30 protein-coding genes and 1 pseudogene are annotated in these 26,020 nt (G+C 71.7%); 24 read left to right on the top strand and 7 right to left on the bottom strand.

Annotated elements, in window-relative coordinates; translation table 11 throughout:
* Window positions 1-111: 111 nt before the first annotated feature.
* Together ACH54P_RS47415 and ACH54P_RS47410 are read right to left on the bottom strand one after the other, a co-directional pair.
* Window positions 112-1,173, bottom strand: a complete 1,062-nt coding sequence (locus ACH54P_RS47415; protein WP_489909871.1) for a hypothetical protein — start codon at window positions 1,171-1,173, stop codon at window positions 112-114.
* Between the two features lie 209 nt (window positions 1,174-1,382).
* On the bottom strand, window positions 1,383-1,742 hold the full coding sequence (locus ACH54P_RS47410) for a hypothetical protein (RefSeq protein ID WP_489909870.1): 360 nt from the start codon (window positions 1,740-1,742) through the stop codon (window positions 1,383-1,385).
* A gap of 218 nt (window positions 1,743-1,960) precedes the next feature.
* Here ACH54P_RS47410 and ACH54P_RS47405 point away from each other — a divergent pair, with 218 nt between their 5' ends.
* Window positions 1,961-2,851, top strand: coding sequence for a helix-turn-helix domain-containing protein (locus tag ACH54P_RS47405; protein WP_489909869.1), 891 nt, complete (start codon window positions 1,961-1,963; stop codon window positions 2,849-2,851).
* A gap of 58 nt (window positions 2,852-2,909) precedes the next feature.
* Window positions 2,910-3,356, top strand: a complete 447-nt coding sequence (locus tag ACH54P_RS47400; RefSeq protein ID WP_489909868.1) for an SRPBCC family protein — start codon at window positions 2,910-2,912, stop codon at window positions 3,354-3,356.
* A 10-nt stretch (window positions 3,357-3,366) separates the two neighbouring features.
* On the opposite strand, the gene ACH54P_RS47395 is transcribed toward ACH54P_RS47400, so the two are convergent.
* Complete coding sequence (locus ACH54P_RS47395) at window positions 3,367-3,564, bottom strand: hypothetical protein (protein ID WP_489909867.1); 198 nt, start codon at window positions 3,562-3,564, stop codon at window positions 3,367-3,369.
* A 379-nt stretch (window positions 3,565-3,943) separates the two neighbouring features.
* Here ACH54P_RS47395 and ACH54P_RS47390 point away from each other — a divergent pair, with 379 nt between their 5' ends.
* Window positions 3,944-4,735: a hypothetical protein gene (locus tag ACH54P_RS47390; protein WP_489909866.1), complete on the top strand. Its 792-nt coding sequence runs from the start codon at window positions 3,944-3,946 to the stop codon at window positions 4,733-4,735.
* Between the two features lie 32 nt (window positions 4,736-4,767).
* Here the strand turns inward: ACH54P_RS47390 and ACH54P_RS47385 are convergent, their stop codons facing one another.
* Complete coding sequence (locus ACH54P_RS47385) at window positions 4,768-5,751, bottom strand: AraC-like ligand-binding domain-containing protein (protein ID WP_489909865.1); 984 nt, start codon at window positions 5,749-5,751, stop codon at window positions 4,768-4,770.
* 156 nt (window positions 5,752-5,907) lie between these two features.
* On the opposite strand from ACH54P_RS47385, the gene ACH54P_RS47380 reads away from it, so the two are divergent.
* The 17 genes and pseudogenes from ACH54P_RS47380 (at window position 5,908) to ACH54P_RS47300 (ending at window position 20,610) form a co-directional block, all read left to right on the top strand.
* Window positions 5,908-6,861, top strand: a complete 954-nt coding sequence (locus ACH54P_RS47380; RefSeq protein ID WP_489909864.1) for a VOC family protein — start codon at window positions 5,908-5,910, stop codon at window positions 6,859-6,861.
* A gap of 11 nt (window positions 6,862-6,872) precedes the next feature.
* Window positions 6,873-7,859 (top strand): alpha/beta fold hydrolase, encoded by a 987-nt coding sequence (locus tag ACH54P_RS47375; protein WP_489909863.1) that lies wholly within the window; start codon window positions 6,873-6,875, stop codon window positions 7,857-7,859.
* Window positions 7,856-9,034: an acyl-CoA dehydrogenase family protein gene (locus ACH54P_RS47370; protein ID WP_489909862.1), complete on the top strand. Its 1,179-nt coding sequence runs from the start codon at window positions 7,856-7,858 to the stop codon at window positions 9,032-9,034. The genes ACH54P_RS47375 and ACH54P_RS47370 overlap by 4 nt, the downstream gene beginning before the upstream one ends.
* Window positions 9,034-9,534 carry a flavin reductase family protein gene (locus ACH54P_RS47365; protein WP_489909860.1) on the top strand — a complete coding sequence of 167 codons (501 nt, stop codon included), beginning with the start codon at window positions 9,034-9,036 and terminating at the stop codon, window positions 9,532-9,534. The genes ACH54P_RS47370 and ACH54P_RS47365 overlap by 1 nt, the downstream gene beginning before the upstream one ends.
* On the top strand, window positions 9,531-10,178 hold the full coding sequence (locus ACH54P_RS47360) for an alpha/beta hydrolase (protein WP_489909859.1): 648 nt from the start codon (window positions 9,531-9,533) through the stop codon (window positions 10,176-10,178). Before ACH54P_RS47365 ends, ACH54P_RS47360 begins: the two co-directional genes overlap by 4 nt.
* A gap of 117 nt (window positions 10,179-10,295) precedes the next feature.
* Complete coding sequence (locus ACH54P_RS47355; protein ID WP_489909858.1) at window positions 10,296-10,568, top strand: AMP-binding protein; 273 nt, start codon at window positions 10,296-10,298, stop codon at window positions 10,566-10,568.
* Between the two features lie 10 nt (window positions 10,569-10,578).
* Window positions 10,579-11,142 (top strand): annotated as a pseudogene (locus ACH54P_RS47350) (AMP-binding protein); the annotation flags it as partial.
* Entirely contained in the window at window positions 11,143-11,526 is a 384-nt protein-coding gene (locus tag ACH54P_RS47345; RefSeq protein ID WP_489917051.1) for an AMP-binding enzyme, read from the top strand.
* Between the two features lie 260 nt (window positions 11,527-11,786).
* A complete protein-coding gene (locus tag ACH54P_RS47340; protein WP_489909857.1) occupies window positions 11,787-12,260 on the top strand; it encodes a MarR family winged helix-turn-helix transcriptional regulator in 474 nt (157 codons plus the stop codon).
* Window positions 12,261-12,328: 68 nt separating this feature from the next.
* Window positions 12,329-13,720 (top strand): MFS transporter, encoded by a 1,392-nt coding sequence (locus tag ACH54P_RS47335; protein ID WP_489909856.1) that lies wholly within the window; start codon window positions 12,329-12,331, stop codon window positions 13,718-13,720.
* Between the two features lie 26 nt (window positions 13,721-13,746).
* On the top strand, window positions 13,747-14,919 hold the full coding sequence (locus ACH54P_RS47330) for a M24 family metallopeptidase (protein WP_489909855.1): 1,173 nt from the start codon (window positions 13,747-13,749) through the stop codon (window positions 14,917-14,919).
* Window positions 14,916-15,962, top strand: a complete 1,047-nt coding sequence (locus ACH54P_RS47325) for an aminopeptidase P family N-terminal domain-containing protein (protein ID WP_489909853.1) — start codon at window positions 14,916-14,918, stop codon at window positions 15,960-15,962. The genes ACH54P_RS47330 and ACH54P_RS47325 overlap by 4 nt, the downstream gene beginning before the upstream one ends.
* Entirely contained in the window at window positions 15,959-17,038 is a 1,080-nt protein-coding gene (locus tag ACH54P_RS47320) for an ornithine cyclodeaminase family protein (RefSeq protein WP_489909852.1), read from the top strand. Before ACH54P_RS47325 ends, ACH54P_RS47320 begins: the two co-directional genes overlap by 4 nt.
* A gap of 44 nt (window positions 17,039-17,082) precedes the next feature.
* A complete protein-coding gene (locus ACH54P_RS47315) occupies window positions 17,083-17,595 on the top strand; it encodes a LeuD/DmdB family oxidoreductase small subunit (RefSeq protein WP_489909851.1) in 513 nt (170 codons plus the stop codon).
* A complete protein-coding gene (locus tag ACH54P_RS47310) occupies window positions 17,592-18,872 on the top strand; it encodes an aconitase/3-isopropylmalate dehydratase large subunit family protein (RefSeq protein ID WP_489909849.1) in 1,281 nt (426 codons plus the stop codon). Before ACH54P_RS47315 ends, ACH54P_RS47310 begins: the two co-directional genes overlap by 4 nt.
* Complete coding sequence (locus ACH54P_RS47305; protein ID WP_489909848.1) at window positions 18,869-20,116, top strand: 3-isopropylmalate dehydratase large subunit; 1,248 nt, start codon at window positions 18,869-18,871, stop codon at window positions 20,114-20,116. The genes ACH54P_RS47310 and ACH54P_RS47305 overlap by 4 nt, the downstream gene beginning before the upstream one ends.
* A complete protein-coding gene (locus tag ACH54P_RS47300; protein WP_489909847.1) occupies window positions 20,113-20,610 on the top strand; it encodes a LeuD/DmdB family oxidoreductase small subunit in 498 nt (165 codons plus the stop codon). The genes ACH54P_RS47305 and ACH54P_RS47300 overlap by 4 nt, the downstream gene beginning before the upstream one ends.
* A gap of 47 nt (window positions 20,611-20,657) precedes the next feature.
* Here the strand turns inward: ACH54P_RS47300 and ACH54P_RS47295 are convergent, their stop codons facing one another.
* The 3 genes from ACH54P_RS47295 to ACH54P_RS47285 all read right to left on the bottom strand — a co-directional run bounded on the left by ACH54P_RS47295 (window position 20,658) and on the right by ACH54P_RS47285 (window position 23,252).
* The gene (locus ACH54P_RS47295; protein WP_489909846.1) at window positions 20,658-22,019 is read right to left on the bottom strand and encodes a beta-1,3-glucanase family protein; all 1,362 of its coding nucleotides are present in this window, start codon (window positions 22,017-22,019) and stop codon (window positions 20,658-20,660) included.
* 323 nt (window positions 22,020-22,342) lie between these two features.
* Window positions 22,343-22,666, bottom strand: a complete 324-nt coding sequence (locus tag ACH54P_RS47290; protein WP_489917049.1) for an SDR family oxidoreductase — start codon at window positions 22,664-22,666, stop codon at window positions 22,343-22,345.
* A complete protein-coding gene (locus ACH54P_RS47285; protein WP_489917048.1) occupies window positions 22,572-23,252 on the bottom strand; it encodes a cysteine hydrolase family protein in 681 nt (226 codons plus the stop codon). The genes ACH54P_RS47290 and ACH54P_RS47285 overlap by 95 nt, the downstream gene beginning before the upstream one ends.
* Here ACH54P_RS47285 and ACH54P_RS47280 point away from each other — a divergent pair.
* The 4 genes from ACH54P_RS47280 to ACH54P_RS47265 are packed head-to-tail and all read left to right on the top strand — an operon-like array spanning window position 23,242 to window position 26,019.
* Window positions 23,242-23,670, top strand: coding sequence for an SRPBCC family protein (locus tag ACH54P_RS47280; RefSeq protein WP_489909845.1), 429 nt, complete (start codon window positions 23,242-23,244; stop codon window positions 23,668-23,670). The genes ACH54P_RS47285 and ACH54P_RS47280 overlap by 11 nt on opposite strands.
* Window positions 23,671-23,719: 49 nt before the next feature.
* Window positions 23,720-24,445, top strand: a complete 726-nt coding sequence (locus ACH54P_RS47275) for a dihydrofolate reductase family protein (RefSeq protein ID WP_489909844.1) — start codon at window positions 23,720-23,722, stop codon at window positions 24,443-24,445.
* A 21-nt stretch (window positions 24,446-24,466) separates the two neighbouring features.
* Complete coding sequence (locus tag ACH54P_RS47270) at window positions 24,467-24,820, top strand: YciI family protein (protein WP_489917046.1); 354 nt, start codon at window positions 24,467-24,469, stop codon at window positions 24,818-24,820.
* Window positions 24,817-26,019: an RNA polymerase sigma factor gene (locus tag ACH54P_RS47265; protein WP_489909843.1), complete on the top strand. Its 1,203-nt coding sequence runs from the start codon at window positions 24,817-24,819 to the stop codon at window positions 26,017-26,019. Before ACH54P_RS47270 ends, ACH54P_RS47265 begins: the two co-directional genes overlap by 4 nt.
* The last annotated feature ends 1 nt before the right edge of the window (window position 26,020 follow it).

Genomic DNA, 26,020 nt, shown 5'->3' with positions numbered 1-26,020 from the left:
GCGGAAACCTGCGATTGGTACCGCGTTCACCGCACTGACCAGCACGAACTGTCTGGCCAGAGGTCAGTCGTCGACGCCAGACTGTTACCTGAGGTAAGCGCCACCCGGCGCTCAAGCCAGGCGGAAGGTGCCCACGCAGGGATAGCCCGGCACGCCCGCCGTCGACGGTTTGCGGGGCTGGGGGTAGCCCTGCAGCCACAGCTGGCCCGTCGCCGCCACGTTGGCGGCCAGCGAGAGGTCGGCGATCAGCCGGAAGCGCGTCTGGCGCCCGTCCGGGTGCAGCGCCCAGCCGGTCAGCCGGACCTGGGTGCGACCGCGCGGCACGAACGGCGTGTCCAGGGCGATCCGCAGCTCCACCCACGTGTCCGCGGTGATCGGACCGCGCAGCCGCAGGAGGCCGACGCCCATCAGCAGTCCCAGGAGGACGAACACCGCGCTGCCGCCGGCGACGCCGCCCACCGCGGCCGGGCCCAGGATGACGTCGGGGGCGTACTGCGCCGCCGGCAGGATCGCGAACCCCGCCGCGCCCAGTGCCACGACCACCACCGCGGAGACGGCCATCCGCCGCTTCTGGAACGTCCGGTGCGCGGCGAGCACCGGATCGAGCTTCGGCGGCGTCGGGTGCCGCGAGACGAGCTCCGCCGGCGTCGCCCCCGACACGGGCGCGTCCTCGATCCGCCCCGCTCGCAACCACATCGCGCCGGGCATCCGGACGAACACCCGCCGGCCGGTGCCGAGCACCCACAGCCGTCGCTCGCCGGCCAGCTGCACCCGGGCGCCGTCGGAGAGCCGGGTGCGCAACCACCGCCCGTCCGGCAGCCGCACCGACACCTGCGCGCCCTTCACGAGCATCCCGTCCGGGGCGACGTCGAGCCGGTGGTACGGCTCGGGGAAGAGCCGCCGGACCCGCCGGCACACGGTGAGGACGTAGCCTCCCATCACCAGCGAAGCGCCGAACACGGCGACGTAGAAGTAGGGCAGCAGGTTGCCCCACTGGTCGGTGAACGCGAGCAGGAGACCCAGGACGACGAGCGCGCCGCTGATCCCCATGCGCGCGACGGTCATCTTGGTCAGCTGCCGGACATACCCGGCGAAGAGCGGCTCGGCCCCCGACGGCACGTTCGGCGCGGGTTCGTGGACGCGGACTCTGCCCACGTCGGAAGTGGTGTCCATGGCTCGTCGTCCCCCGTCGGTGCGTGTGCTCGGCCGCGGAAGCGTATCCGACGTCGATTCGGGCGGCGAAACCCTTGGCACGGAACGGGTTGCAGAACTGCGGCAATTGGCCGGGGACGAGCGGATTGCGGCTTTCGTCTCCTTGACCGGGAGCCGACGCACGCGGGGCGGCCCCAGTCCTGGGGCCGCCCCGGTTGTGACGCGGTGGCTCAGTTGTCCTGGCTGGTGCCGCCGTCGGCGAGGCCACTGGCCGCGCAGTTGTAGGGCGACTCGCCCTCGGCCTCGTGCTCACCCGGCGACAGGACCGGCACGCCGATGCCGTTCGCGACGTGGTGGACCGGCACCTGGACGCCGAGGACGTTCACCTCGTTGTCGCAGAACCCGACCGTGCCCTCGACGTTGTGCAGCGCGTCGGTGTTGTTCAGGTTGACCAGGCCGAGCTGGCCGGTGGAGTCGTTGACACCGCGGAGGTGCCCGTGGTGCTCCGGGGTGCCGGCGGCGGCGACGCCACCGGCCAGGAAGGCACCGGCCGCGAGGGCCGTCGTGACAAAACCGATCTTCTTCAACATGCGGGAGACTCCTTGAATAAACGAACGCTGAGATTCGGCGACGGTGTTCAGCCGCGCGCGAGCAGAAATTACTAAGGTGGCCGCGGGGTTTCCACTTCGAACCACCATCGGGTGAGCACCGCGGGGCCCCTGACCACGCCGTCGTTGACTCGTTCGGGTAATCCGCGAATTCGGCGTTCGCAGTCACCACCGCCGGTGAGGCCGGTAGCCTCGGGTCCATGGTGTTCGACTCCGCCCGGTTCGATCTGCGGCCCTACACCGGTTTCGAGACGGAACGCTTCGTCCGCCGGACGTTCTGCAGCTGGGAGCACGCCGGCTGGCGGTCCTTGCTGGTGCAGCGGTTCGAGCACGTCCCGGTCGCCGAGGAAATGGCGTTGCCCGGCGCGGCCGACCTGCACCTGGTGCTCCCGGTCTCCGGGCAGGCCGAGCTGGAGACGCGCGACGGAGGGCGGGCCGTCCGCGATTCCTGGCGCCCCGGCCGGCTCCAGCTGGGCGTGCCGCACCGCCCCGTCGTCCGCCGCTACCGCGGGGACGCCGACATGCGCAGCGTCCAGGTGCACCTCCCTCGCGACACCGTCGACGCGGCCGTGGCGCGGCTGGGCGGCGACGTCCCGGACTTCGAGGCCATGGCCGCGTCCGTCGCGACCGGCGACCCGCTGCTCGAAGAGGCGGTCCGCGCGCTCGGCTCCCCCGGCGCGGCCGACGATCTGTACGCCGAGACGGCGGCGGCGTTCCTGACCATGCACCTGCTGACCCGGCACGGGCGGCTGCCGGCCGGCCGGCCTCCGGCGCGGGAGGACGCCCGGGTGCGCGCGGCCACCGCGTTCCTGCGCGACCGGCTGGCCGAGCCGATCACCCTGGCCGACCTCGCCGACGAGGTGCACCTGTCGGTCTTCCACCTCGTCCGGGTGTTCCGGCAAGCGACGGGACAGACCCCGCACCGGTTCCTCACCGGATTGCGGGTCGAAGAAGCGAAGCGGCTTCTCCGTGACACGGACCTGTCGCTCGACCGGATCGCGCCGCGGTGCGGCTTCACCAGTCCCGGCGCCCTTTCGGCCGCGTTCGTCCGGCTCACCGGAACCCGGCCGTCGACGTACCGCAATTCCTGACCGGTACACCGCAATTCCGGGCCTGGGCCGGACCCGGATCCGGCCCTAGCCTGCCTGCATGACCCAGCAGTCCTACGACGTCACCGCCGAATCCGCGGCCCCGCCCCCGGCCGTGTGGGCCCTGCTGCTCGATCCGCGCAGCTGGCCGTCGTGGTCCCCGATCGACGCGCTCGAGACCGCGCGGTCGGCCGGTCTCTCCCCCGACGGCCGGGACGGCGTCGGGGCGGTGCGCGCGTTCCGGACCGGCAAGGTCGTCACCAAGGAACGGATCACCGCGCTCGAGCCGGAACGCCGGTTCGCCTACGAGGGCGCGGAAAACCCGCAGCTGACCGGCTACCGGGCGGCGGTCGAGCTGACGGCGGCCCCCGGCGGCGGCACGCGGATCCGGTGGCACGGCACGTATTCGGCGCGCTGGTGGATGCGCTGGTTCCTCCGGCGCTACCTCCGCCGCTACATGCAGACCATGGCGACGGGGCTGGCCGAGCACGCCGCCGGGCCGCGGTGACCGGCCCCGATCAGGGCTGCACGACTTCGGTGAGCTTGCCGCCCGGCCGGCCGAAGGTGCAGGTCGCCGTGCGGACGCCGCCGGCCCAGGAGCCGTGGGTGGGGAGGTGCACGAAGAACTCGAGCCCGGGCGGCGGACTGCCCGCGACGAAGGAGGCCGCCGCCGAGAGCCGGCAGCTGGCCAGTGCGGCGCACGCATGAGCCGCCAAGGGCGCGGTCCACGGCAATTTCGTCGTCCCCGCCGCGACGTGAAGCCGTCCCGATCCGGACAGGAGGGGCCGCCTTGCGGTCCCGGGTGGAAAATTGCGGCGGGTCGTTCAGATCTTCGTCGAGGCTCCCGTCACGGAAAGGGCGATGCCATTCTGGTGGGCCGTGGCCGGCGGGCCCTTTCATGCCGGGCGGTGGCACTTGGTTTCGATCGGTACTCAATCCGGCTTCCCCCACCGGCCGGCCCGGCGTACACTCCCCGACGAAGGATCCAGCTGAGCAAAAGATCTTTCGACGAATCGAGGTGTCGTTCGCGACACGCATTCGAGGTGCACGATCGTGACCAGGTCATGGACAGCCACCCGAGCCGGGCTTTGGGCGGTGATCACGCTGATCACGGTCGCGGTGATCGCCGGCGCAGGACTCGTCCTCACCCTCCTCCCTCCCGGCCCGGCGCCCAATACGGCCCGCTACGAAGTCATGCGGGTGTGCCTGCAGGTGCTTGGCGTCGCCCTCGTCGGAGTTGTTGTCGGAATGGCGACCTTCAGGCTGCAACAGATCCATCTCGAGCAAAGCAGGATCGACGCGGAGAAGCGCGACGACCAGACAGATGAACGAAGGCGCCTAGACGACCGAATCAGGTCGTTTCTCTCGGAAACAGTCCTCGGCTACAACGCGGTCAAGCGGATCCGCCGCGCCCTCGAAGCCGAGACCGCACCCGGATCTCGTCCGACGATCAGCCACGAAAGCTATTCCCGCCTGCTCGGAGAGCTCAACGAGCAGCAGCTCATGTTCGAAAGCCTGAAACGTCGCACCTCAGCCATCCAGGGACGAGTACCCGGCGGCGACGCAATCACAGTCCACTCCCATGAGGGCACGGTATATGCCGGGACATTATTTCAACACTATGAGCACGTGGAGAAATACCTCGACAAGATCGTAGAGGAGTTTCAGAAAAACCTTCACCTTACGCCGTCCGAGAAGCCTGCGTCTCTCGACGAACTCGGTCTCAGCAGATTGAAGGGCTTCATTTACAAGACATCCGAATTCAGGGATCACGTCTCTCATCGCGTCGAGGCCGTGATCCAGGTCCTGGAGGACGAACTCGTGAGACCGGCCGCCACTCGACGTCCACAACGACAGCTGACGTCAGATGCCGGGCGGAAAGTGTGATCCACTGGCATCCGCTCCCCTGACCGAACCGCTCAGCCGGCCTCTCCCATCCCGGCCAGCATCTGCCGCCGGTACTCCGCCGGGGTCCACCCAGTCTCCCGCTTGAACACCTGCCCGAAGTGCGACGCCCCGGAGAACCCCCACCGGGCGCCGATCGCCGACGCTGCCACGTGCGCAAGCCCCGGGTCGGTCAGGTCGAGGCGGCAGCGGTCCACCCGGCGCTCGCGGATGCAGCGGGACACCGTCGTGCCGGTTCGCTCGAACAGGGTGTGCAGCGCCCGCGGTGAGAGGAAGTGGGCGGCCGCGATCCGGGCCGGGTCGAGGTCCGTGGCGGCCAGGTTGTCGTCGATGTAGGCGAGGATGCGCTCGAGCAGCTCCTCGTGCGAAGGCCGCGCGGGGACGTGGTGGCCGAGTTCGCCGCGCAGCATCGTGCCGACCAGGGTCATCAGGGAGCGGATGGCGGTGGGCCCGTGCGGGCCGAGCGACTCGAGATTGCGGTTGACGCTCACCACCGTGCTCCACACCGTGTCGGTCAGCCCCGGCGCGCAGGCGAACGGCGTCGCCGTGATCTCGGCCAGCGGGTCGTCCTGCCGGGGCGTGATCGCGGTCTTGGGGAACCGGATGCAGGTGGAGCGGTAGCCGTCGCCGACGGTCAGCGTGGCCGGTTTGCCCGAGTCGTACAACGCGAACAGGCCGGGCTCGAGGCGGGCGACCCGGCCGTCCTGGACGATGCGGATGTCGCCGGCGAGCTGCAGGGTGAGCACGTAGAACCCGGCGTCGGCGTCCCGGATCGTGCCGCGGTCGCGGTAGGCCGCGTGCCGTTCGGAGGCCATGTCGACGAAGCTGACCCCGTGCAGGTGCCGGTCCCGGACCGTGCCGGTGAACCGCTCCGGCCGGTCGCAGTCGAACTCGAAGGTCAGCACGCTGCGCCGGACGGCGTCCGCCCAGGACGTGAACGTGATCGGACGCGGCGCCACGCCGGTGAACCGTTCCGGTAGCGATGTCAATGACGTCATCGTCATCTCCACGACTCGTTCAGCCCACGGTACCCAGCCGTCGCGCCGCAGGCCAGTGCGCTGGTTCGACAGCGCCGTGCGCTCTCGCGCCACACGAGCGTCCCCCGCGTTCCTACAGTTCGCCCCGGCGGACATCCCAGCGCAGAGGAGCCACCCATGACCTACGTGCAAGGTTCGCACCACGTGACGCTCTCCGTGGCGGACGCCCAGGAGGACGTCGACTTCCACGTCAAGATCCTCGGCATGCGCTTCATCAAGCGCACCGTCCTGTTCGACGGTTCCCTGCCGATCTACCACCTGTACTACTCCAACGCCGCGGGCGACCCGTCGAGCGTCGTCACGACCTTCCCGTGGGCGCAGGCCGGGTTCCACGGCAAGCGCGGCACCAACCAGGCCCGCGAGGTCCTGCTGTCGGTTCCCGAGCGCTCGCTGGACTTCTGGCACGGCAGGCTGACCGAGCACGACGTCGAGGTCACCGACGCCGAGCGGTTCGGCAAGCGCCGGCTCGCGTTCCGGCACCCCTCGGGCATCGAGTACCGGTTCGTCGGCACCAGCGGCGACGAACGAGTCGGCCACCCCGGCCACGGCGTGCCGCCGGAGCACGCGATCCACGGCATCCACGGCATCGGCGTGCACATGGCCACGCCCGACCGCATGGTCGAGTTCGCCGGCGAGTCGTTCTTCGCCCAGGACGGCCTCGCCGAGGAGGGCGACGTCATCGGGCTGCAGATCGGCGAGGCCAAGCACGGCAACCACCTCGAGATCACCGTCAACCGGAAGGACGACCAGGGCACCTGGGGCTACGGCGCCGGCACCTACCACCACTTCGCGTGGAACGCCGCCACGCTGGAGAACCAGGACGCGCTGAAGTTCGGGATCGAAGGACGCGGCTACACCGACATCTCCGAGCTGAAGGACCGCAAGTACTTCAAGAGCGTCTACGTGCGCACCCCGAGCGGCGCGCTGTTCGAGCTCGCCGTCACCCACGCCGACGGCGGCTGGACCTGCGACGAGTCGCCGCACGAACTCGGCACCCGGTTCCAGCTGCCGGAGCAGTTCGAACACCGCCGCGACGAAATCCTGGGGCGGCTGGAACCGATCGACATCTGAGGGTGGCGACCATGACGGCACCGCACGTGGCCGGCGGGCACGAGATCACCGTCCGGCGTGGACAGTTCTGGGTACCCGGCGAGCGGGTGCGCACCGAACACGGGACCGTGCAACGGGCGCCGCTGTTCGTGCAGTGGGAAGCGCCGCCGGGAGACGCCCATCCGGTCCCGCTCGTGCTCGTGCACGGCGGTGGCGGGCAGGGCACCGACTGGACCGGCACCCCCGACGGCAGGCCGGGCTGGGCGACCCGGTTCGTCGAGGCGGGTTTCGCGGTCTACGTCGTCGACCGCTGCGGGCACGGACGCTCGCCGTACCACCCCGGCGTCGTCGCGCCGATGGGTCCGCCGTTCCCGTACGAAGCGGCGGAGGCGCTCTTCCTGCCTGAAGAGGCGCGCGACGAGCAGACACAGTGGACATACGGGCCCCAGCACGTCGACCAGCTCGTCTGCCCGATGGGCCCGCTGCCCGCCGACCTGGCCGAGTCGCAACGCCTCGACGCGGACCGCATGGGCCGGCTCCTCGACATCGTGGGCGAGGCCGTGCTGGTGACGCATTCGGCGGGCGGCCCGGTCGGCTGGCTGACCGCGGACGCGCGGCCGGACAAGGTCGCGGCCATCGCCGCGATCGAGCCGATGGGTCCCCCGTTCGCGCGGTTCCCCGGGCTCGGCACGCTGACCTGGGGCCTCACCAGCGCGGAGATCACCTGCGACCCGCCGGCCGGCGACCCGGCCGAGGTCCCCGGACGGCGCATCCCGGCGCTGGCGGGCAAACCGGTCGCGGTGGTGACCGGCGGCGCGTCGGCGTTCGCCGCGTTCGCCCCGGCGATCGTGGAGTTCCTGACCGGTGCCGGCGCCCGCGCCCGGCAGCTGCACCTGCCGGACTTCGGCGTCACCGGCAACGGGCACGGGCTGATCTTCGAGGCGAACTCCGACGAGACCGTGAAACCCGTCATCGACTGGATCCTGGCCACGCTGCACACCCGAGGACGGACATCATGAACCAGCTGAACGTCAGCGACGACTTCGACGCGCTCATGGCGCGGCTCGACGCGATCACGCCGGTCATCGAGGAGAACGCCGAGCAGGGCGAGGTCCTCGGCCGCGTCCCCGACGAGCCCGCCAAGGCCCTGCAGGGGACCGGCGCGTTCAAGGCCGGCATCCCCCGCGAACTCGGCGGTTACGAGTTCTCGCCGCGTCAGGTGATCGACACGATCGCCAGACTGTCCTATGCGGACGCTTCCGTGGGCTGGGCCTTCATGGCCGTGCAGATGGTCACCGGCACCACGGCCGCCTACCTCGGCCCGGAAGCCGCCGCGGACCTGTACCCGGACGCCGCCAACGGCGGCCACGCGCTCATCGCCGGCCAGGGCACCAAACTCGGCACGGCCGTGCGGACCGACGGCGGCTACCGCATCAGCGGGCACTGGCACTTCGCGTCCGGGATCTCGATGGCGACCCACATCCACACCGCCGCGCTCTGCGCGGAGACCGGCGAGGCGCTGGTCTTCACGCTGCCCAAGGAACAGGCCACGGTGATCGACAACTGGGACGTCATGGGCCTGCGCGCGACCAGCAGCCACGACTACGTGTGCGAGGACGTTTTCGTGCCGGAGAGCCACGTCTACGGCATCGCGACCACCGACGTCCGGCACGGCGGCGCGATCTACCGCATGGGACTGGCGAACATGGCCGGCGTCTGCCACACCGGGTGGGCGCTCGGGGTCGGCCGCCGGATGCTCGACGAGATGAAGGTGCTGGCGGCCAAGAAGACCGGCGGCCCGAACGCGTCGGTGGACACGCAGCAGTTCTACGCCGAGTACGCCCAGGCCGAAGCGAAGCTGCGCGCGGCGCGGGCGTGGGCGATGGACGTCTGGGCGGGCAACGAAGCCACCCTGGACCGCGGCGAGCCCCTGGACACCGAGCAGGAGACGCTGACGCGCCTGATGCTCAACCACACGACGTGGTCGGTGCACGCCGTGGGCCAGACCGTCTACAAGTGGGCGGCGACGGCCGCCCTGCGGCAAGGCGTCCTGCAGCGGTTCTTCCGCGACCTGCACGCCGGCACCCAGCACATCACCTCGAGCCCGGTCGTGCTCCAGAACTGCGGCAAGCTGCTCAGCGGCCTGGCGCCGGGGGCGCGCTGGGTGTTCCTCGACCTGCAGGAGGCGCGGTAATGCCGGAGGCGCTCGCCGACCGGTTCGCCGCGGCGTTCCGGGGCCACCCGGCGGGCGTCGCGATCATCACCGCCGACGACGGCGCCGGGCCCGCCGGGCTCACCGCGACGTCGGTGATCTCGGTCAGCGCCCGGCCGGCGCTGCTCGCGTTCTCGTTGTCGGCCCGGTCCTCGGCGGCCCCGCGCATCGCGGCCGCCGGGACGGTGGTCGTGCACCTGCTCGGCGCCGGGCAGGTGGACCTGGCGAAACGGTTCGCCGCGAGCGGGGTCGACCGGTTCGCGCCCCCGTGCCGGTGGCACCGGCTGCCGACCGGCGAACCCGTGCTGTCGTCCGTGGACGCCTGGCTGCGCGGGAGGATCACCGACCGCGTCACGGCCGGCGGCTCGACGCTCGTGCTGGCCGACGTCGTCGAGGTCGGCCCGGGCGGGGCGCCGGGCACGCCGCTGGTCTACCGCAACCGCAGCTGGTACGCGCTCGACGAGCAGGCGGTGATGACGTGACCCCGTCCTTCGCCGAGTGGGGCGCCCCGGCGGACCGGGCCGCACTGGCCGTGCTCGCCGTGCACGGCCGCGGGCAGGACCCGGCGTTCATGCGGGCGACGGCGCAGCGGCTCGGCGCGGCGCCGGTGCGGTTCTTCGCGCCGGAAGCCGAGGGCGGCACCTGGTACCCGCGGTCGTTCCTGGAGCCGGTCGAGCGCAACCAACCGGCGCTCGACCGCTCCCTGCGGATCGCGGAAGAGTGTCTCGACCGGCTGGCCGAGTCCGGTTTCGGCGGCGGACGGGTGGTGCTGTGGGGCTTTTCGCAGGGGGCCTGCCTGCTGTCGCACCTGGTGCTCACCACCGCGCGGCCGGTGGCCGGGCTCGTGCTGTTCACCGGCGGTTACGTCGAAACGACGCCTCCCCGCGTGCCGTCCGACGGGGTCCTGCGCGGAGTTCCCGCCGTACTGCGAAGCATCGAGGACGACCCGTGGGTACCGCGGCACCGGGTCGAGGAGACGGCCGCACTGCTGCGGCAGGCCGGCGCGGAGGTGGACCTGCGCATCGACCCGGGCACAGAGCACGTGATCACCGAGGAGGCCTGCACGGCGGCGACCGAGCTGCTCAACGCCGTCGCGGCGCGCCGACGAGGACGGCCCCCGCTGTAACCGTGGCAAGGTCAACGGCGAATCACCACACCCCGGCTTGTCACGGCGGCGTCGACCGACCCGAGGGGCGGTTCCATGTCGGACCTGGCCCATGCCCCCGCGGTGGACGCGGACTAAGTGCGCGAGCTGACCGTCGGTTCCCTCCTCCGCGAGGCGGCCGAGCGAGCCCCCTCCGCGTGCGCGCTGGTCGAAGGCGTTCCCGACCCGCGGGCCCGGCGGCGCTGGACGTACTCGGACCTGCTGGCGGAAGCCGAACAGACGGCTCGGGCACTGCTCGGCCGGTTCCGGCCGGGCGAGCGGGTGGCGGTGTGGGCCCACGACATCCCCGAGTGGGTGGTGCTGGAGATGGCGGCCGCGCTCGCCGGGACGACCCTGGTCACGCTGACGTGAAGAGGAGCTCCGGCACGTCCTGAGCCAGTCGCGGGCGGCCGGGATCTTCCTGGAGGCGGACTACCGCGGCAACCCGATGTCGGAGACGCTCGCCCGGGTGCGTCCCGGCCTCCCGCACCTGCGGGAGACGGTGTTGTTCGAGGATTGGCAGTCGTTCTGCGAGTCCGGGTCCGCCACCGAGCTGCTCCCCGCGGTGAGCCCGGACGATCCGGCGCAGATCCAGTACACCTCCGGCACGACCGGCACCCCCAAGGGCGCGGTCCTGCACCACCGCGGCATCACCAACAACGACCTGTCCTCCGTGCGCTACGCCCTCGCCGGCGGCGCGACGGTCCCGCCCGGGCTGGTCCGGCGCGTCGAGTCCGCGCTGGGGGTGCCGATGAGCATCATCTACGCGCAGACCGAGGCCTCCCCCGGGAGCACGATGACCCGCCTGGACGACAGTCCTGGAAACCGGGCGGAAACGCTCGGAAAGCCGTTGCCCGGCTGCGAGGTCGAGATCACCGACCCCGCCACCGGCGACGTGCGCGCCCACGGCGAAATCGGCGAAGTGTGCACCCGCGGCTACCACGTGATGACGGGCTACTGCGGCCGCCCCGACCAGACGGCCGAGGTCATCGACCAGGAGGACTGGCTGCACACGGGCGACCTCGCCTCCATGGACGACGAGGGCTACCTCCGCATCGAGGGACGGGTCAAGGAGATGATCATCCGCGGCGGCGAGAACATCTACCCCCGGGAGATCGAAACCGTCCTGCTCGACCACCCGGCCGTGCACGACGTCGCGGTCGTCGGGATCCCCGACCCCGAATGGGGAGAACAGGTCGCGGCCTTCGTCCGGCTCGCGCCCGGCGGGAGCGCCGACGAAGGGGAACTTTTCGCTTACGTGCGCGGGCATTTGGCGCCGCACAAGGCACCGCGGAAGATCGAGAAGCACCTGCTCCGCGACCAGCTGTGAGACCCGCCGCTTCGACGGCTTCTCCGCGTGCAGCAACCACAGAACGCAGTCCGCCAGACCGGTGGCGGCGCCCGGCTGAATCGGCGCGCGTCCCGGCCCCCGCGCGCGCCCGATACCCCGGTCCCGCCACCGTCGTCATCAGGCCTTTCACTCGCCGGAAGACTCCTTCCGGCCCGCAACTGACCCTTCCCAGACGGCTCCCCGCTGACGTACAGTCGGCCACGACGTTATTTCGGGTACCGGAACTTACGGGGACCAAAGTGGCAAATCGCGACACCGAGACCTTCGACGAGCTGGGGCCGCAGGCCTCCCTGGGCGAGGTTCTGCTCGCCCTCGGCGGACGGCTGACCCGGCTCCAGACGGAGCTGCTGGCGGGCCTCGAGCCACCGCTCACCATCCGGCAGTACCGGATCCTGTCCAGGGTCGGGAGCGGCCACACCTCGCTCACGGCGTTGTGCAAGCTGGCGCACCGCAACCCGTCGACGATGTCCGAGAGCGTCGACAAGCTGGTCAACCAGGGATTCCTGTCCCGCCGCCCGTCGGCCACGAGCCGGCGCACCATGCAGCTCGAGCTCACCGCCAAGGGCCTGAACGCCCGCGACACGGCTCGGCGCGCCCTCGACAAGTTCACGGCCGAACTCACCGCCGGCCTCACGCCCGAGGTGCGCGAGCAGCTCCTGCCCGCGCTTTCCCAGCTCTACTTCGCCGTCCAGGGGAACCTGGACGACCGGTAGAGGGGAAGACCCGAGGGGGTCCGCAGAGCGCACAACCGCTGGTCCATGCCACAGAGAGGTGGCCCGCCATGCCCCCGTCCCCCACCGCCTCATCCCGCGCGCTGCTCGCCAGGCTCGACGAGTCGGCGTTCACCGCGCGGCACCTCAAGATCTACGTAACCGTCCTCCTGGGACACTTCCTGTGCGGGTTCGTCATCAACCTGACCGGGGTGGTCCTGCCGGGTGTCATCAAGACGTTCCGCCTCACCAGCGGGTCGGCCGGGGTGTTCTCCTCGGTCCTGTTCGCCGGCATGCTCGTCGGCGCGGCCGTCGCCGGCACCGTGTCCGACCGGTTCGGCCGGAAGGTGCCGCTGGCGATCACCCTCATGGTCTACGCGGTGTTCTCGCTGGCCGCCGTGTTCGCGCCCAGCTTCGGGGCCCTGGTCACCTTCCGGGCGCTGCAGGGCATCGGGCTCGGCGCGGAGATCGCCGTGGCCCTCCCCTACATCGCGGAATTCGTGCCGTCCCGCCACCGCGGGCCGCTCGTCACCGCGGCCACGGCCGCCTGGCTGATCGGCCTGCCGACGGCCGCCGCGGTCGGGACCGCCGTGGTGCCCGTGTGGGGCTGGCGGGCGATGTTCGCGATCGCCACCGTGCCGGTGCTCGTCGGCGCCGTCATGCTGGCCACGCTGCCGGAATCGGTGCGCTACCTGCTGCGCCGCGGCCGGCTCGCCGCCGGCACGGCGATCGTCGACACCCTCTGCCGCGGCACCGGCACGAACGAACCCGCCGCCGAGCACCACGAGGCACCCGAAACCCGGGGCACCGTGCGCACGCTCGTCGCCCGGCGCTATCTCCGCTACACGATCGCCCTCTGGTTCATGGAGGTCTGCGCCGGGGCGTTCCTCTACGGGCTGTCGAGCTGGCTTCCCTCCGTCCTCGAAAAACAGGGTGTGGGCCTGCTCAAGAGCTTCGGCTACACGGCGATCATCACCACGGCCGGCGTGGTCGGCGCGCTCCTCGCCGGCCAGCTGATCAACCGGATCGGCCGCCGCGTGGTGCTCGGCGCCGGGTTCGTCCTCAGTGGACTGCTGTGCCTGCTCTGGGGCACCACGTCCGCCGCCGGCGCGGTGATCCTGCTCGGCTCGCTGGCGACGTTCTTCGGCAGCGGCCTGGCGGGCAGCACGCTCTTCGCCTACGCCAGCGAGCTCTACCCGACCGCGAGCCGCGCGACCGGGCTCGGCTGGGCCGCGGCGTGGCAGAAGGTCGGCGGCCTCGTCATGCCGGCGCTGGTCGGGTTCGTCCTGGCCATGCACACCTCGCAGTTCCTGTTCTTCCTGCTCTTCGGGGTCATCTCGGTCCTCGCCGGGCTCGCCGCGCTGGTGGCGACCTTCGAGACCCGCGGCCGCACCGTCGAGCAGATCACCCAGGAGATCACCGGGGCACCGGTGGCGGCCACCCCGACGATGGCCCGCTCCTGACCTCACCCACCACCCGTGGAGGAACGATGACGATCGACCACGCCCCGGCACCCGCCGGAGCGGTCTTGTCCCCCGACAACCAGGCGGAGCTGCGGCTGCGGCACCGCAAGATCCGCGACGCGATGGCCGAGCAGGACCTCGACGTCGTGCTCGCCTACGGCCCGGCCTGGCGGCGCGAAAACGTCCGTTACTTCACCGACGTGACCCCGGCCGGCAGCGCCGCGCTCGTCGTCTTCCCGGCCGAGGGCGACCCCGTCGCCTTCTCGACCCGGCCGTCGGACCTCACGGCGTTCACGGCGCAGGGCTGGGTCGGCGAAGCCCGCCGGCTCGACCCGGCGAACCCGGCCGAGCTGGGTGTGGTCCTCCAGGAGCTGGCGCCGCGGCGCATCGGGATCGCCCTCCATGAGCTCGTGCCGCTCGTGGTCATGGAGACGATCCGCGCCGCGGCGCCGGGCGCCGAAGCCGTCCCGGCGACGAAGCTGCTCGACACCGCCCGGCTCGTGAAGAGCGAGTGGGAGCTGACCCGGATGCGGCGCAGCGCCGTGGTGTGCGCGGCGGGCTGGGAAGCGTTCGTCGACGTGCTCGAACCCGGGCTGCCGGAGTACCGGATCGTCGCCGAGGTCGAGGCGCGGCTGAAGAACCTCGGTGCCGAGGACAACTTCATGCTCATCGCGTCGGGCCGCGACGAAGTCCGCGGCATGACCCCGCCCGGCGACCGGCTCCTCGAAGCCGGCGACATGGTGCGCACCGAGCTCACCCCCAAGATGGACGGCTACTGGCTGCAGATCTGCCGCTCCGCGGTGGTCGGCAAGGCCGACGACGGGCAGCGCCGGTCGTTCGACCTGTTCAACGAGGCCGTCGAAGCCGGCATCTCCGTGGTGCGGCCGGGCATCACCGCCCACGAGGTCGCGGTGGCGGAGAACGACGTGTTCCGCAAGTACGGCTACGGCGAGTACTGCACGAGCGAGTACACCCGCGTGCGCGGCCACGGCCACGGCCTCCACCTCGACGAGACGCCGATCATCGAGGGCAACCACACGGTGCTGCCCGAGAACTCCGTCTTCATCATCCACCCCAACACCTACACGCCGCTGGCCGGCTACCACGTGCTCGGCGACCCGGTGCGCGTGACCGCCGACGGCTGCGAAGTGCTGATCACGACCGAACGGAAGCTGTTCGAGACAGGAGACGTGGCGTGAAACGCGGTCTGCACGTGCTCGACCCCGCGGAGACCCCGGACCAGGAGTGGCGGGAGCGCGTCTCCACGCTGCAGCGCACCATGGCCGCCCAGGGCCTCGACGTCGCCCTCGTCTACGCCGACGTGTCGCGCTCCGACGATCTCGCCTACCTGACCAACCTCTGCCTCTACTGGAACGAGGGCGTGCTGGTGATCCCCGCCGAGGGGCCCGTCACGTTCCTGACGAAGCTGTCGCTGCGCGTGCAGAACTGGATGAAGCGCTCGTCGACGGTCACGGAGTTCAGCAGCGGCAAGAACTTCGCCGACCTCGTCGCGAAGTACCTGCTGAGCCGGGAGACCGGCACCGTCGGCCTGGTCGACGCCGCACTGTGGCCCGCCGACGTGGCGGACGATATCGTCGCGGCCGCGCCGGACTGGGAAGTCCGCCGGCTCGGCGGGCTGGTGCGCGAGCAGCGGCTGGTGCCGTCCGAGTCCGAGACCGAGCTGCTGCGCGCGGCCGGCCGGATCCTCGACGACGCCGCGGCGAAGGCGACCGTCGGAGGCAGCACCGCGGGCAGCCGCGTCGAGACCGTGGAACGCGCCCTGCGCGGGAACGGTTTCCTCGACCTGTACCCGATTTCGCTGTCCACTTCGGACGGCGTGACGTCCTTCGCCGTCACCGGCCAGTACCGCATGCACTGGGTGCACTCCAGCCGCGTGCTCGACAACGGAGACGGCTGGTCCGGCGCGCTGAAGGAGGCCCTCGCGACGGCGATCGGCGCGGTCAAGGCCGGCGCCACCGTCGGCGCCCTCGCCGAGGCCGCCGCACCCGCACTGGCCGGGCTGCCTCGCGGTGCGCGGGCCGAAGTCCGCTGGGTCAACCACGCCGACCTCTCCACCGGTGGCGAATTCCGCGCCCAGGACCCGGCCACCGTGCTGGCCGACGGCGAGACGGGCGCGGTGTCCGTGGAGGTCGCGTTCGCCGACGGCGGCAACGCGGCCGTCGCCGAGACCGTGCGCGTCACCGAAGGCGAACCCGAACACCTGACAGGAGCACAGCAGTGAGGATCCTTTCCAACGGCGACATCGAGCAGGTGCTCACCGCCGGCGAGACGCTCGGCGCGCTGGAGACGGCGTACAAGGAGCTTTCGGCCGGCCAGGGCGCCAACCGGCCGCGCAACCACACGTACTTCCCGGTCGAGGACAGCCGCCACCCCGGCTTCCGCTTCCGGTTCAAGTCCCAGGAAGGCGGCAACGTCTCCAGCGGCGTGTGGGCGCTGCGGATCACCTCCGACATCGCCGGCGTCGAGACGCTGCCGAGCGGCGTGCAGCGGCGGCGGCTCATCCCCGCCGCGCCCGGCGGCCGGTACGTCGGGCTCGTCACGCTCTACAGCCTGACCACCCTCGAGCCCCTCGCGATCATGCACGACAGCTTCATCCAGAAGATGCGCGTCGGCGCCACTTCGGCACTCGGCATCCGCGAGCTGGCCAACCCCGACGCGACGGTCGCCGGGATGTTCGGCTCCGGCTGGCAGGCCGAAGCGCACCTCGAGTGCCTGCTCATGGTGCGGCCGGGCATCGAAGAGGTCCGCGTCTACAGCCCGACGGCGGAGCACCGCGAGGACTTCGCCCGCGTGTGGAGCGAGAAGACCGGACGCAAGATCGTCGCCGTCGACAACCGGCGCGACGCCGTGGCCGGCTGCCACATCGTCACCTGCGCCACCGCGGCCATGGAGCCGTGCTTCGACGGCGCCTGGCTCGACCCCGGCACGCACGTCACCGCGATCACCTCCCCGGACGGCACGGCCACCCGGCGCGAGCTCGACGACACGACGTTCGACCGCGCGGCGCGCATCACCGTGCTCTCGCGCGAGCAGGTGCACCACGACAAGCAGTACGACATCCTCGGACCCGTCGAGCGCGGCCTGGTGCAGTGGGACGACATCCGCGAACTGGGTGACCTCCTGCTCGGTGAAGCGCCGGGCCGCACGAGCCGCGACGACATCACCGTGTTCGCCAACAACACCGGCATGGGCGTGCAGTTCGCGGCGGTGTGCGCGCGGGCGCTCGCGCTGGCCGAGGAACGCGACCTCGGGCACACGGTGCCCACGGACTGGTTCCTGGAGGAGACCAGCCCCTGAGCGGGCGCGAGGACACCACCGGAACTTCGAGCGGAGACGCATCCATGGGCAGTGAACATCGCGTCGGAGGCCAGATCATCACCTTCGGCGACAACGTGAACACCGACGTCATCATCCCCGGCCGCTACCTCGTCAGCATCGACCCGGCGGAGCTCGCCGAGCACGCCTTCGAGCCGCTGGGGCCGGAAACCCAGGAACGCTTGCGCACCAGCGACGTCATCGTCGCCGGGCGCAACTTCGGCTGCGGCAGCGCGCGGGAGCAGGCGGCCACCTGCCTGATCGGCGCCGGGATCCAGGCGGTCGTCGCGGCCTCCTTCTCCCGCGTGTTCTTCCGCAACGCGATCAACACCGGCCTCGTCGCGGTCGAGTCGCCCGCCGCGGCGGAAGCGGCCGCCGACGGCGGCGAGATGTGGGTCGACTACGACGCGGGCACGGTCGAAACGGGCGGGCGGACGTTCCCCTTCAGCCCGTACCCCCCGGTGCTGCGGGAAATCATGGCCGACGGCGGCCTGATCCCCCACCTGATGGCCGGCTTCGCGGCAGGAGGCAACCAATGACCGGCAGGACCTTCGCGCAGAAGGCGATCGAACGCGCGTCCGGGGTCGCGGACCTCGCGCCCGGGCAGATCGTCGACGCGTACCCGGACCTCTACATGAGCCACACCGCGAGCTGGCGGTGCATCCGGACGCTGGAGAAGATGGGCGTCGAGCGGCTCTTCGACGTCGACCGCGTGGCGATGGTGATGGACCACCTCTCCCCCGCGATGAACGCGAAGACGGCCGCGGACCACGCGCTGTGCCGCGAGTTCGCGAAGAAGATGGGCGTGAAGAACTTCTTCGACGTCGACAGCGGGATCGCGCACATCGTGCTGATGGAGCACGGGCTCGTGCGGCCCGGGCAGTTCATCATCGGCACCGACTCGCACTCGACGATCTACGGCGCGCTGGGCGCCTTCGGCACCGGCGTCGGGTTCAGCGAGATCACCGCCGCGTGGGGCACCGGCAAGCTGTGGGTCAAGGTGCCCGAGTCGGTCCGCGTGGTCATCGACGGCGACCTCGCCCCCGGCGTCTACGCCAAGGACGTCATGCTCAAGCTCATCGGCGACCTCGGGGCCGACGGGCTGACCTACGACTCGGTCGAGTTCTCCGGCTCCTACGTCGCGGGCATGTCGGTTTCGGAGCGCATGACGTTCTGCAACCTCGCCATGGAGATGGGGGCCAAGAACGCCTACGTGGCCCCGGACGCCACCACGCTCGCCTACCTCGACGAGGCCGGCGTACCCCGCGGCGAACTCGACATCCTGCTGCCGGACGAGGACGCGACCTACCGCGCGACGGTGGCCTTCGACGGGCCGTCGCTCGAGCCGCAGATCGCCGTGCCGCACACCGTGGACAACGTGGTGGGCGTCGGCGACGTCGCCGGCACCAAGCTCGACCAGGTGTTCATCGGGTCGTGCGCCAACGCCAAGTACGACGACCTCGTGATCGCGGCCGACGTGCTCGCCGGGCACCACGTCGCGCCCGGCCTGCGGCTCATCGTGACCCCGGCGTCGGCGAAGATCATGGCGCGGGCGTCGGAGAGCGGGGTGCTCGCGAAACTCATCCGGGCCGGCGCGATGATCACCAACCCGGGCTGCGGCGCGTGCGCGGGCAACGGCGGCGCGATGGCCGCCGGGGAGACCACGCTCTCCACCGCGAACCGCAACTTCCAGGGCCGCATGGGCAGTTACGACGCGAAGATCTTCCTCTCGAGCCCGGCGACGGCCGCGGCCTCGGCGATCCGCGGGGTCATCACCGACCCCCGCGAGGTCGTGGCGGCGGCGGTGGTCGCGTGAACCTCGTCGAGAAGATCCTCGCCCGAGCGAGCGGCCGCGAGTCGGTGGAGCCCGGCGAGATCGTCGTCGCGAAGGTCGACCGGCTGATCATGCACGACCTGTCCGGGTACCTGACCTCACAGGTGTACGAGAAGCGCGTGAACACGCCCATCCCGGATCCCGAACGGGCCGTGATGGTGTTCGACCACCACTTCGCCCCGCCCAGCGAGCAGCAGGCCGACGTGCTGCGGCACAACCGGGAGTGGGCGCGCAAGCACGGCCTCACGCTGTACGACTGCGGCAACGGCAACCTGCACCACGCGGCCGTCCGCCACGGGCACATCAAGCCGGGCATGATCGTGGTCGGGTCCGACAGCCACACGCCCGTGCACGGGACGCTGGGCGCGCTCGCCGTGGCGCTGGGCAACGACTCGCACGCCGGCACCGTGCTGCCGTACGGGAAGGCGTGGTTCAAGGTCCCGGAGACCACGTGCGTGCAGCTCGAAGGCACGCCGAAGCCGGACGTCACGCCCCGGGACGTCGCGCTGTGGCTCGTCGGCCGCATCGGCGAGGGCGAGCTGAACTACCGGGCCGTCGAGTTCGGCGGGCCGTACGTGCGCGGACTGTCCTTTTGGGACCGGTGGCTGCTGCCGCTGCTGTGCGTGGACCTCGGGGCGAAGTGCAGCTTCGTCGAGCCGGACGAGGTGACCGAGGCGTTCGTGCGGACGCTGCCGGGCGACGGGCCGGACCTGCTGGTCCGCGGCGACGGCGAAGAGGCGGCGCAGGTGCTGCGCTTCGACGTCGGCGAGGTCGACGTGCAGGTCGCGTGCCCGCCGACGGTGGGCAACGTCAAGCCGGTCACGGAGGTGGCGGGCACGCCGGTCCAGTACGCCGAGCTGGGCGGCCACGGCGGCGGCCGCCTCGAGGACTTCCGCGCGGCGGCCGGGGTCCTGGCCGGGCGCCGGGTGCACCCCGGCGTGCGGTTCCACCTCGTGCCGTCCAGCCGCGAGGTGTTCGCCGAGGCGGCCCGGGAAGGGCTCGTGCTCGCGTTGCACGAGGCGGGCGCGACGTGGTTCCCGCCCAGCACGGGGTCGAACCAGGCCTACAACATGGGCGCGCTGGCCTCGGACGAGGCGATGATCTCCACGCACGCCCGCAACTTCCCGGGCCGCAACGGCAGCCCCGACGCGTCGATGTACCTGGCGTCGTCGGAGACCGTCGCCGCGTCGGCCGTGGCGGGCGTCATCGCAGGGAGGACCGCGTGAAGTTCGAAGGCCGCTGCTGGCGGTTCGGGGACAACATCCCGACCGACCGGCTCGTGAAGACGCAGTACGTGTTCGAACCCATGGACGTGCTGGTGCAGCACGTGCTGGAGGACCTCAACCCGGAGTTCCCGAAGAAGGTGCGCCCCGGCGACATCGTGTTCGCGGGCAAGCACTTCGGCCAGTCGTCGGGCCGCGCGATCGCCACCAAGGCGTTGCAGGCGACCGGCATCGGGTGCGTGGTCGCGGAGACGTTCGCGCGAACGTTCTACCGCAACTGCTTCGAAGTCGGCCTGCCGGCCCTGGAGGTCGGCCTCAACCCCGACCTCGCCGCCGACGGCGACCGGGTGCGAGTGGATCTCACGTCGGGTGAGTTCACCAACCTCACGACGGGGACGACGGTCCGCGGCGCGGCAGCGGACCCGTTCCTCGTGGACATGCTCGAAGCCGGCGGGCTGATCAACCTCGCGAAGAACCGGCCGGAAGTATTCCGTTAGGACAGGCCGGTGGCGGCTCCGGTTCGCCGAACCGGAGCCGCCCTCGGTCACCAGCCCACAGCGACCACCAGCCACTGCGGGTCCCCGTGCGAGACGAACGAGGACTGGGCGGCCACGTCGTCGTACGGGAAGCCGTACGCCAGGTGGTTGATGCCGTGGTCGTGCCAGAACTTCGCGTAGTAGTTCGCCGGCGCCGCCTGGTAGTACCGCGACGGGTCCTGCCACTGCGACTGCGGCAGGTGCGCCGTGTGCCGGTTCAGCGCCGCGCACATGTCGGGGTTGCCGGCCAGCGAACCGGCGCACCCGGTGATGTTCGACGTCGGCTCGTTGACCCCCACCGACTGCGCGTAGGCGGTGAAGTAGTTCGCGTACCGGCCGCCCGCGCGGAAGTCCGGTGCGCTGCCCGGCGCCGGGATCCGGTACGGCGCGTTCACCGTCGCCAGGCCCTTGAACTCGGTCGGCACCTCGGCCTGGAACTTGGCGAACGTGGCCGAGCGGTCCTCCTGGAACGTCCCGTAGTCGTCGCCGACCTGCACGTCGTAGCCGTCGTGCGCGTGCAGCCGCATGGCCAGCTTCAGCGCGAACGCGTCCACCCGGGTGGTGTTGCCGTTGAACACGTCCGGGCCGACGGTGAACTCGATGAAGTCGGCGTACTGGCCGTTCGGCGTGCCGAGGTAGAAGTACATCCGCCCGGCCGAGTTGGCCGGCATGTCGAGGTAGGGCTGCTCGGCGATCGAATGCGTCTGGCCGCCGAAGTTCCAGTACACCTGGCTGTCCGGGTACTTGCCGTTCGTCCGGTTGAGCACCTTGACGGTGAGCACGTTCCGCGCGGCCGGGATGGTGCTCGTGTCACCCCAGAACGAGTCGGGCGGGACGCCGGCCCCGGGCTGCGTGGTCCCGCCGCCGGTGCCGAACACCTGGAACTCCCAGAGCGAGACCCCGTAGGGGGTGGCCCGCGCGGTCGTGGCCAGCCGTACGTACCGGCCGGATCCGGTCACGTTCAGCGTCTGCGTGCCGCCGGTTCCGGTGCTGGTCTGGTACACAGTGGACCAGGTGGATCCGTTGTCGGACACCTGGATCTGGTACGCCGTGGCGTAGGCCGCCTCCCAGCGCAGGACGACCTGGCTGACGGTCGCCGCCCCGCCGAGGTCGACCTGGATCCACTGTGGATCGCTGAACTGCGACGACCAGCGGGTGCCGGTGTTGCCGTCCACCGCGGTGGAAGCGGGGGTACCGGCGTTCTCCACCGACGACGCGGTGGCGTTCTTCCCCTGCGAGATCAGGGCATCGGCGGCGGCCGCCGACGGGACGGCGAAGCCGAGCGCGGCGACCGCGAGGGCCGCCGCCAGGGTCGCCAAGCGGGCACCGGGTCCGCGGCGACGGCGCCGCGGCGGGGCGTTCGTGGACATGGTTCCTCCCTGGCCGGCTGGTGGAGCGGACCCGCCGCCGGTCAGGGGACGGCGTCGTCCGGCTCGTCCCCCGAGTGCCGGGCGGATGCCCTCGAGGGCCGGCGGGGACGATCGGTGAAAAGGTTCATACCACCGCCCCGGCCCTGTCAACCCTTGACAGTTCCGCGCCGCGCGGCGATCCTCGGAACCGGTTTCACCCCGATCCTCTGCGTGGCGCCGCCACCCGCCCAGGGGCCGACTCACCAGGAGTCAGCCATGCCCAGCGGAGTCCGCCGTCCCGGTCCACCCGACCCCGTGAGGCCGCGCGACGGCGCCCTTTCGGATCAGCGCGCCGCCGTCAGACCGCCGTCGATGGTGACGGTGGTGCCGCTGATGTAGGCGGCGCGCTCGGACGCCAGGAAGGCCACCAGGTCCGCGACCTCGCGAGGCTCGGCGATGCGCCCCGAGGGCAGCGAGGCGAAGCCGGCGTCGGCGTCGCGCATCGTGGTGATCCGCTCGGTGGCCACCGGGCCGGGGTTCACGCCGACCACGCGCCCGCCGTGGCGCGGGCCCTCACCGCCGAGCGCCTTGGTGAACGCCATCAAGGCCGCATTGCCCGCCCCGCCGGCGAGGTACCCGGCGGTCGGCCGCTCGCCGCCGGTGCCGATGACGTTGACGTTGACGTTGACGCCGTGCCCCCCGGTCGCGAAGCCGCGGGTACACGAGCCGGACGAGGTCGATGTAGCCGAAGACCTTCAGGTCCCCCGCGTGCCGCCACAGCTCGGGACCGACGTCGTCGAGCGTGCCGGCGGGGATGCCGCCGACGTTGTTGACGTCCCCACCGGTCACGGCGTCGATCGGCACGGTCGGCTCGACGCCGCTGCCGGTCGGGATGCCGGTGACGACGACCTGCGTCACCCCGCGCTCGCGCGGCCACTCGGCCAGGCCCGTCTGCGTGAAGGCGCTGCGCGACCGCTTGGTGACGAAGTGATCTCCCGGTGCCGCGCCGAGGTCGTTGCGCCCGGCGGGGCCGCCGGTCACGTTGACGAGCACGACGGGCAGACCGCGCCGCCGGAATCCGGCGAGCAGCTCGGCGTTGCGGCCGAGCACCTCCGGGACCGGTGGGCCTGCGGGAGACCGACGATCCGGCCGGCAAGGATCTTCAAGACCCGCGGGATGGCTCCGGGTGAGACTCGGGCGCCCGGATCCGAAGGGCGGCAGCGCCGGAACCCAGGTAGGAGAAATGGCTTCCATCAGCAAGGAAATCGTGATCGAGTCCGCGGCCGACGACGTGTGGGAGGTGATCGGCGACTTCGCCGCGGGTCCCTCGCGCATGGCACCGGGGTTCGTGGTCGACACCCGGGCCGAGGGCGACCACCGGGTCGTCACCTTCGCCGACGGCGCGGTGGTCCGGGAACGGCGGATCCACGTCGACCACGACGCCCGCCGGATCGTCTACTCGGTCGTCGGCGGCACCGTGCGCCCGGAGCACGACAACGCCGTCATGCAGGTCGTCGCCGACGGCGAGCGGCGGTGCCGGCTGCGCTGGAGCCGCGACCTGCTCCCCGACGACCTCGCCGCGCCGATGACCGAGGCGATGGCGAACGGCCTCGAAGTCGTCAAGCGAACCCTCGACGGCGCGTGTCGAGATCGGGCGGTCGGCTCCGACTGAGGGGCAGCGGCGGCCGACGGGGCCGCCCCGCACGAGTGGAGCACGAACGATGACCAAGGTGACCGCCCAGATGTCGGTGTCCCTCGACGGCTTCTACACCGGGCCGCGGGACACGTCCGGGTCGACGGACATGAGCGGCTGGCTGCGGGGGCCCGAAGCGCCCGGGTTCTTCCGGGTCACCCGCTGGGCCGTCGACGCCACGGCCTGGCGGGAACGGCAGGGCTTCGCCGGCGGCGAGCAGTCGGCCGACTCGGAGATCATCGAGGAGAACTTCGCGGCGACCGGTGCCTACGTCATGGGCCGCCGCATGTTCGACGCCGGTGAGGTGCCCTGGGGCGAGGAGCCGCCGTTCCGCGCGCCGGTGTTCGTCGTCACCCACCGCCCGCGGGCCGTGCTCGAACGCCGGGGCGGCACCTCCTTCACCTTCGTCACCGACGGGCTCGCGCGGGCCGTCGAGCTGGCCAGGGACGCCGCCGGCGGCAAGGACGTGGCGGTGGCCGGCGGCGGGGAGCTCGTGCGCGAGGTGCTGGCCGCCGGGCTGCTCGACCAGCTCGAGCTGCACATCGCCCCGGTGCTGCTGGGCGACGGCCAGCGCCTGTTCGACGCGAGCCTCGGCCTCGGCGCGGACGACGGCGTCGAACTGGTCCCGGCCCGGGTCGTCGCCACGCCCGGGGTCACCCACATCCGCTATACCGTCAGCGGGCGGTCGAAGCTGGTGCTGGACGATCGCGGAGCCGGCGGCGCCCTGGTCGGACCGGCCCAGCCGGAGCAGTGAGAGGAGCTGGCTGTGAAGTACATGCTGCTGATCTACGGCAACGAGGAAGCCTTCAGCTCGGTGGGTGCGGAGACCTTCGCCGAGATCGTCCGCGAGACCGACGCCCTCAACCGGGAGCTGTTCGAGTCGGGCGAGCTGGTCGGCGCCTACGGCGTGGCCGACCAGGTGAACGCCAAGATGGTCCGGGCCACCGGCGGGACGCCGGTGGTCACCGACGGCCCCTACGCCGAGGCCAAGGAGTACCTGGGCAGCTTCACGATCGTCGACTGCGACAGCCTGGACCGGGCCCTGGAGATCGCGGCTCGCAACCCGTCGGCGCGGTACTGGGGGGTGGAGGTCCGGCCGCTCATGCACGAGGCCAACGTCGAGCCGTGACCGGCTGGCAGGCCGTCCGGCGGCTGGTCCCGGAGGTGCTGGGCGCGCTGGTGCGCCGCTACGGCCACTTCGACGCCTGCGAGGACGCGGTCCAGGAGGCACTCGCGGAGGCCGCGGCCCAGTGGCCGGTGCGGGGGTGGCCGGAGAACCCGCGGGCCTGGCTGGTGACGGTAGCGTCGCGCCGCCTCGCCGACCAGGTGCGCAGCGACGCCGCCCGCCGCCGGCGGGAGGAGGCCGACGCCCTCCGCACGCCGCCCGCCGGCGCCGAGGTGTACGCCGACGACACGTTGACGCTGCTGTTCCTGTGCTGCCACCCGGCGTTGACGCCCTCGTCGCAGGTCGCGCTGACCCTGCGGGCCGTCGGCGGCCTGTCGACCGCCGAGATCGCGCGGGCCTTCCTCGTGCCCGAGGCGACCATGGCGCAGCGGATCAGCCGGGCGAAGCAACGCATCAAGGCCGCCGGGGCCGCGTTCGAGCTGCCGCCGCCGGCCGAGCAGGCGGAGCGGCTCGGCGTCGTGCTCCAGGTGGTCTACCTCGTCTTCAACGAGGGCTACACGGCGACGTCGGGAGCGCAGCTGGTGCGGGCCGAGCTGACGGCCGAGGCCATCCGGCTGGCCCGTGAGCTCCACCGGCTGGTCCCCGGCGACGGCGAGGTGGCCGGGCTCCTGGGCCTGCTGCTGCTGACCGACGCCCGCCGCCGGGCCCGGACGGCCCCGGACGGGTCGCTGGTGCCGCTGAGCGAGCAGGACCGGACGCTCTGGAACGCCGAAGCCATCGCCGAGGGCGTGGCCCTGGTGACCGGCGCCCTGTCGAGGGGCCCGATCGGCCCGTACCAGCTCCAGGCCGCGATCGCCGCCGTCCACGACGAGGCACTCACCGCCGAAGCCACCGACTGGCCGCAGATCCTGGCCTTGTACACGGTTCTCGAGCGCGTGGCCCCCAACCCGACGGTGACGCTCAACCGCGCCGTGGCGGTGGCCAAGGTCCGGGGCCCCGCGGCCGGCCTGGCCGTCCTCGACGCCCTCTCGGCCGACGAGCGCCTCGCCGCCTCCCACCACCTCGTGTCCGTGCGGGCCCACCTGCTGGAGATGGCCGGCGACCACACGGCGGCGCGCGCCGGCTACCAGGAGGCGGCCCGGCGCACGACCAGCGAACCCGAGCGGCGCCACCTCCTGACCCGCGCCGCCCGGCTGGGGTGAC

This window comes from Amycolatopsis sp. N2S4-7, from assembly GCF_058119595.1.
This window is presented reverse-complemented; position numbering and strand designations above follow the sequence as displayed.

Excerpts from the sequence above, each read along its gene's own strand:
- ACH54P_RS47415 (WP_489909871.1), bottom strand. The coding sequence starts at position 1,173 with ATGGACACCACTTCCGACGTGGGCAGAGTCCGCGTCCACGAACCCGCG.
- ACH54P_RS47410 (WP_489909870.1), bottom strand. The coding sequence starts at position 1,742 with ATGTTGAAGAAGATCGGTTTTGTCACGACGGCCCTCGCGGCCGGTGCC.
- ACH54P_RS47405 (WP_489909869.1), top strand. The coding sequence starts at position 1,961 with ATGGTGTTCGACTCCGCCCGGTTCGATCTGCGGCCCTACACCGGTTTC.
- ACH54P_RS47400 (WP_489909868.1), top strand. The coding sequence starts at position 2,910 with ATGACCCAGCAGTCCTACGACGTCACCGCCGAATCCGCGGCCCCGCCC.
- ACH54P_RS47385 (WP_489909865.1), bottom strand. The coding sequence starts at position 5,751 with ATGACGTCATTGACATCGCTACCGGAACGGTTCACCGGCGTGGCGCCG.
- ACH54P_RS47380 (WP_489909864.1), top strand. The coding sequence starts at position 5,908 with ATGACCTACGTGCAAGGTTCGCACCACGTGACGCTCTCCGTGGCGGAC.
- ACH54P_RS47375 (WP_489909863.1), top strand. The coding sequence starts at position 6,873 with ATGACGGCACCGCACGTGGCCGGCGGGCACGAGATCACCGTCCGGCGT.
- ACH54P_RS47370 (WP_489909862.1), top strand. The coding sequence starts at position 7,856 with ATGAACCAGCTGAACGTCAGCGACGACTTCGACGCGCTCATGGCGCGG.
- ACH54P_RS47365 (WP_489909860.1), top strand. The coding sequence starts at position 9,034 with ATGCCGGAGGCGCTCGCCGACCGGTTCGCCGCGGCGTTCCGGGGCCAC.
- ACH54P_RS47345 (WP_489917051.1), top strand. The coding sequence starts at position 11,143 with ATGACGGGCTACTGCGGCCGCCCCGACCAGACGGCCGAGGTCATCGAC.
- ACH54P_RS47335 (WP_489909856.1), top strand. The coding sequence starts at position 12,329 with ATGCCCCCGTCCCCCACCGCCTCATCCCGCGCGCTGCTCGCCAGGCTC.
- ACH54P_RS47330 (WP_489909855.1), top strand. The coding sequence starts at position 13,747 with ATGACGATCGACCACGCCCCGGCACCCGCCGGAGCGGTCTTGTCCCCC.
- ACH54P_RS47315 (WP_489909851.1), top strand. The coding sequence starts at position 17,083 with ATGGGCAGTGAACATCGCGTCGGAGGCCAGATCATCACCTTCGGCGAC.
- ACH54P_RS47310 (WP_489909849.1), top strand. The coding sequence starts at position 17,592 with ATGACCGGCAGGACCTTCGCGCAGAAGGCGATCGAACGCGCGTCCGGG.
- ACH54P_RS47295 (WP_489909846.1), bottom strand. The coding sequence starts at position 22,019 with ATGTCCACGAACGCCCCGCCGCGGCGCCGTCGCCGCGGACCCGGTGCC.
- ACH54P_RS47280 (WP_489909845.1), top strand. The coding sequence starts at position 23,242 with ATGGCTTCCATCAGCAAGGAAATCGTGATCGAGTCCGCGGCCGACGAC.
- ACH54P_RS47285 (WP_489917048.1), bottom strand. The coding sequence starts at position 23,252 with ATGGAAGCCATTTCTCCTACCTGGGTTCCGGCGCTGCCGCCCTTCGGA.
- ACH54P_RS47275 (WP_489909844.1), top strand. The coding sequence starts at position 23,720 with ATGACCAAGGTGACCGCCCAGATGTCGGTGTCCCTCGACGGCTTCTAC.
- ACH54P_RS47270 (WP_489917046.1), top strand. The coding sequence starts at position 24,467 with ATGCTGCTGATCTACGGCAACGAGGAAGCCTTCAGCTCGGTGGGTGCG.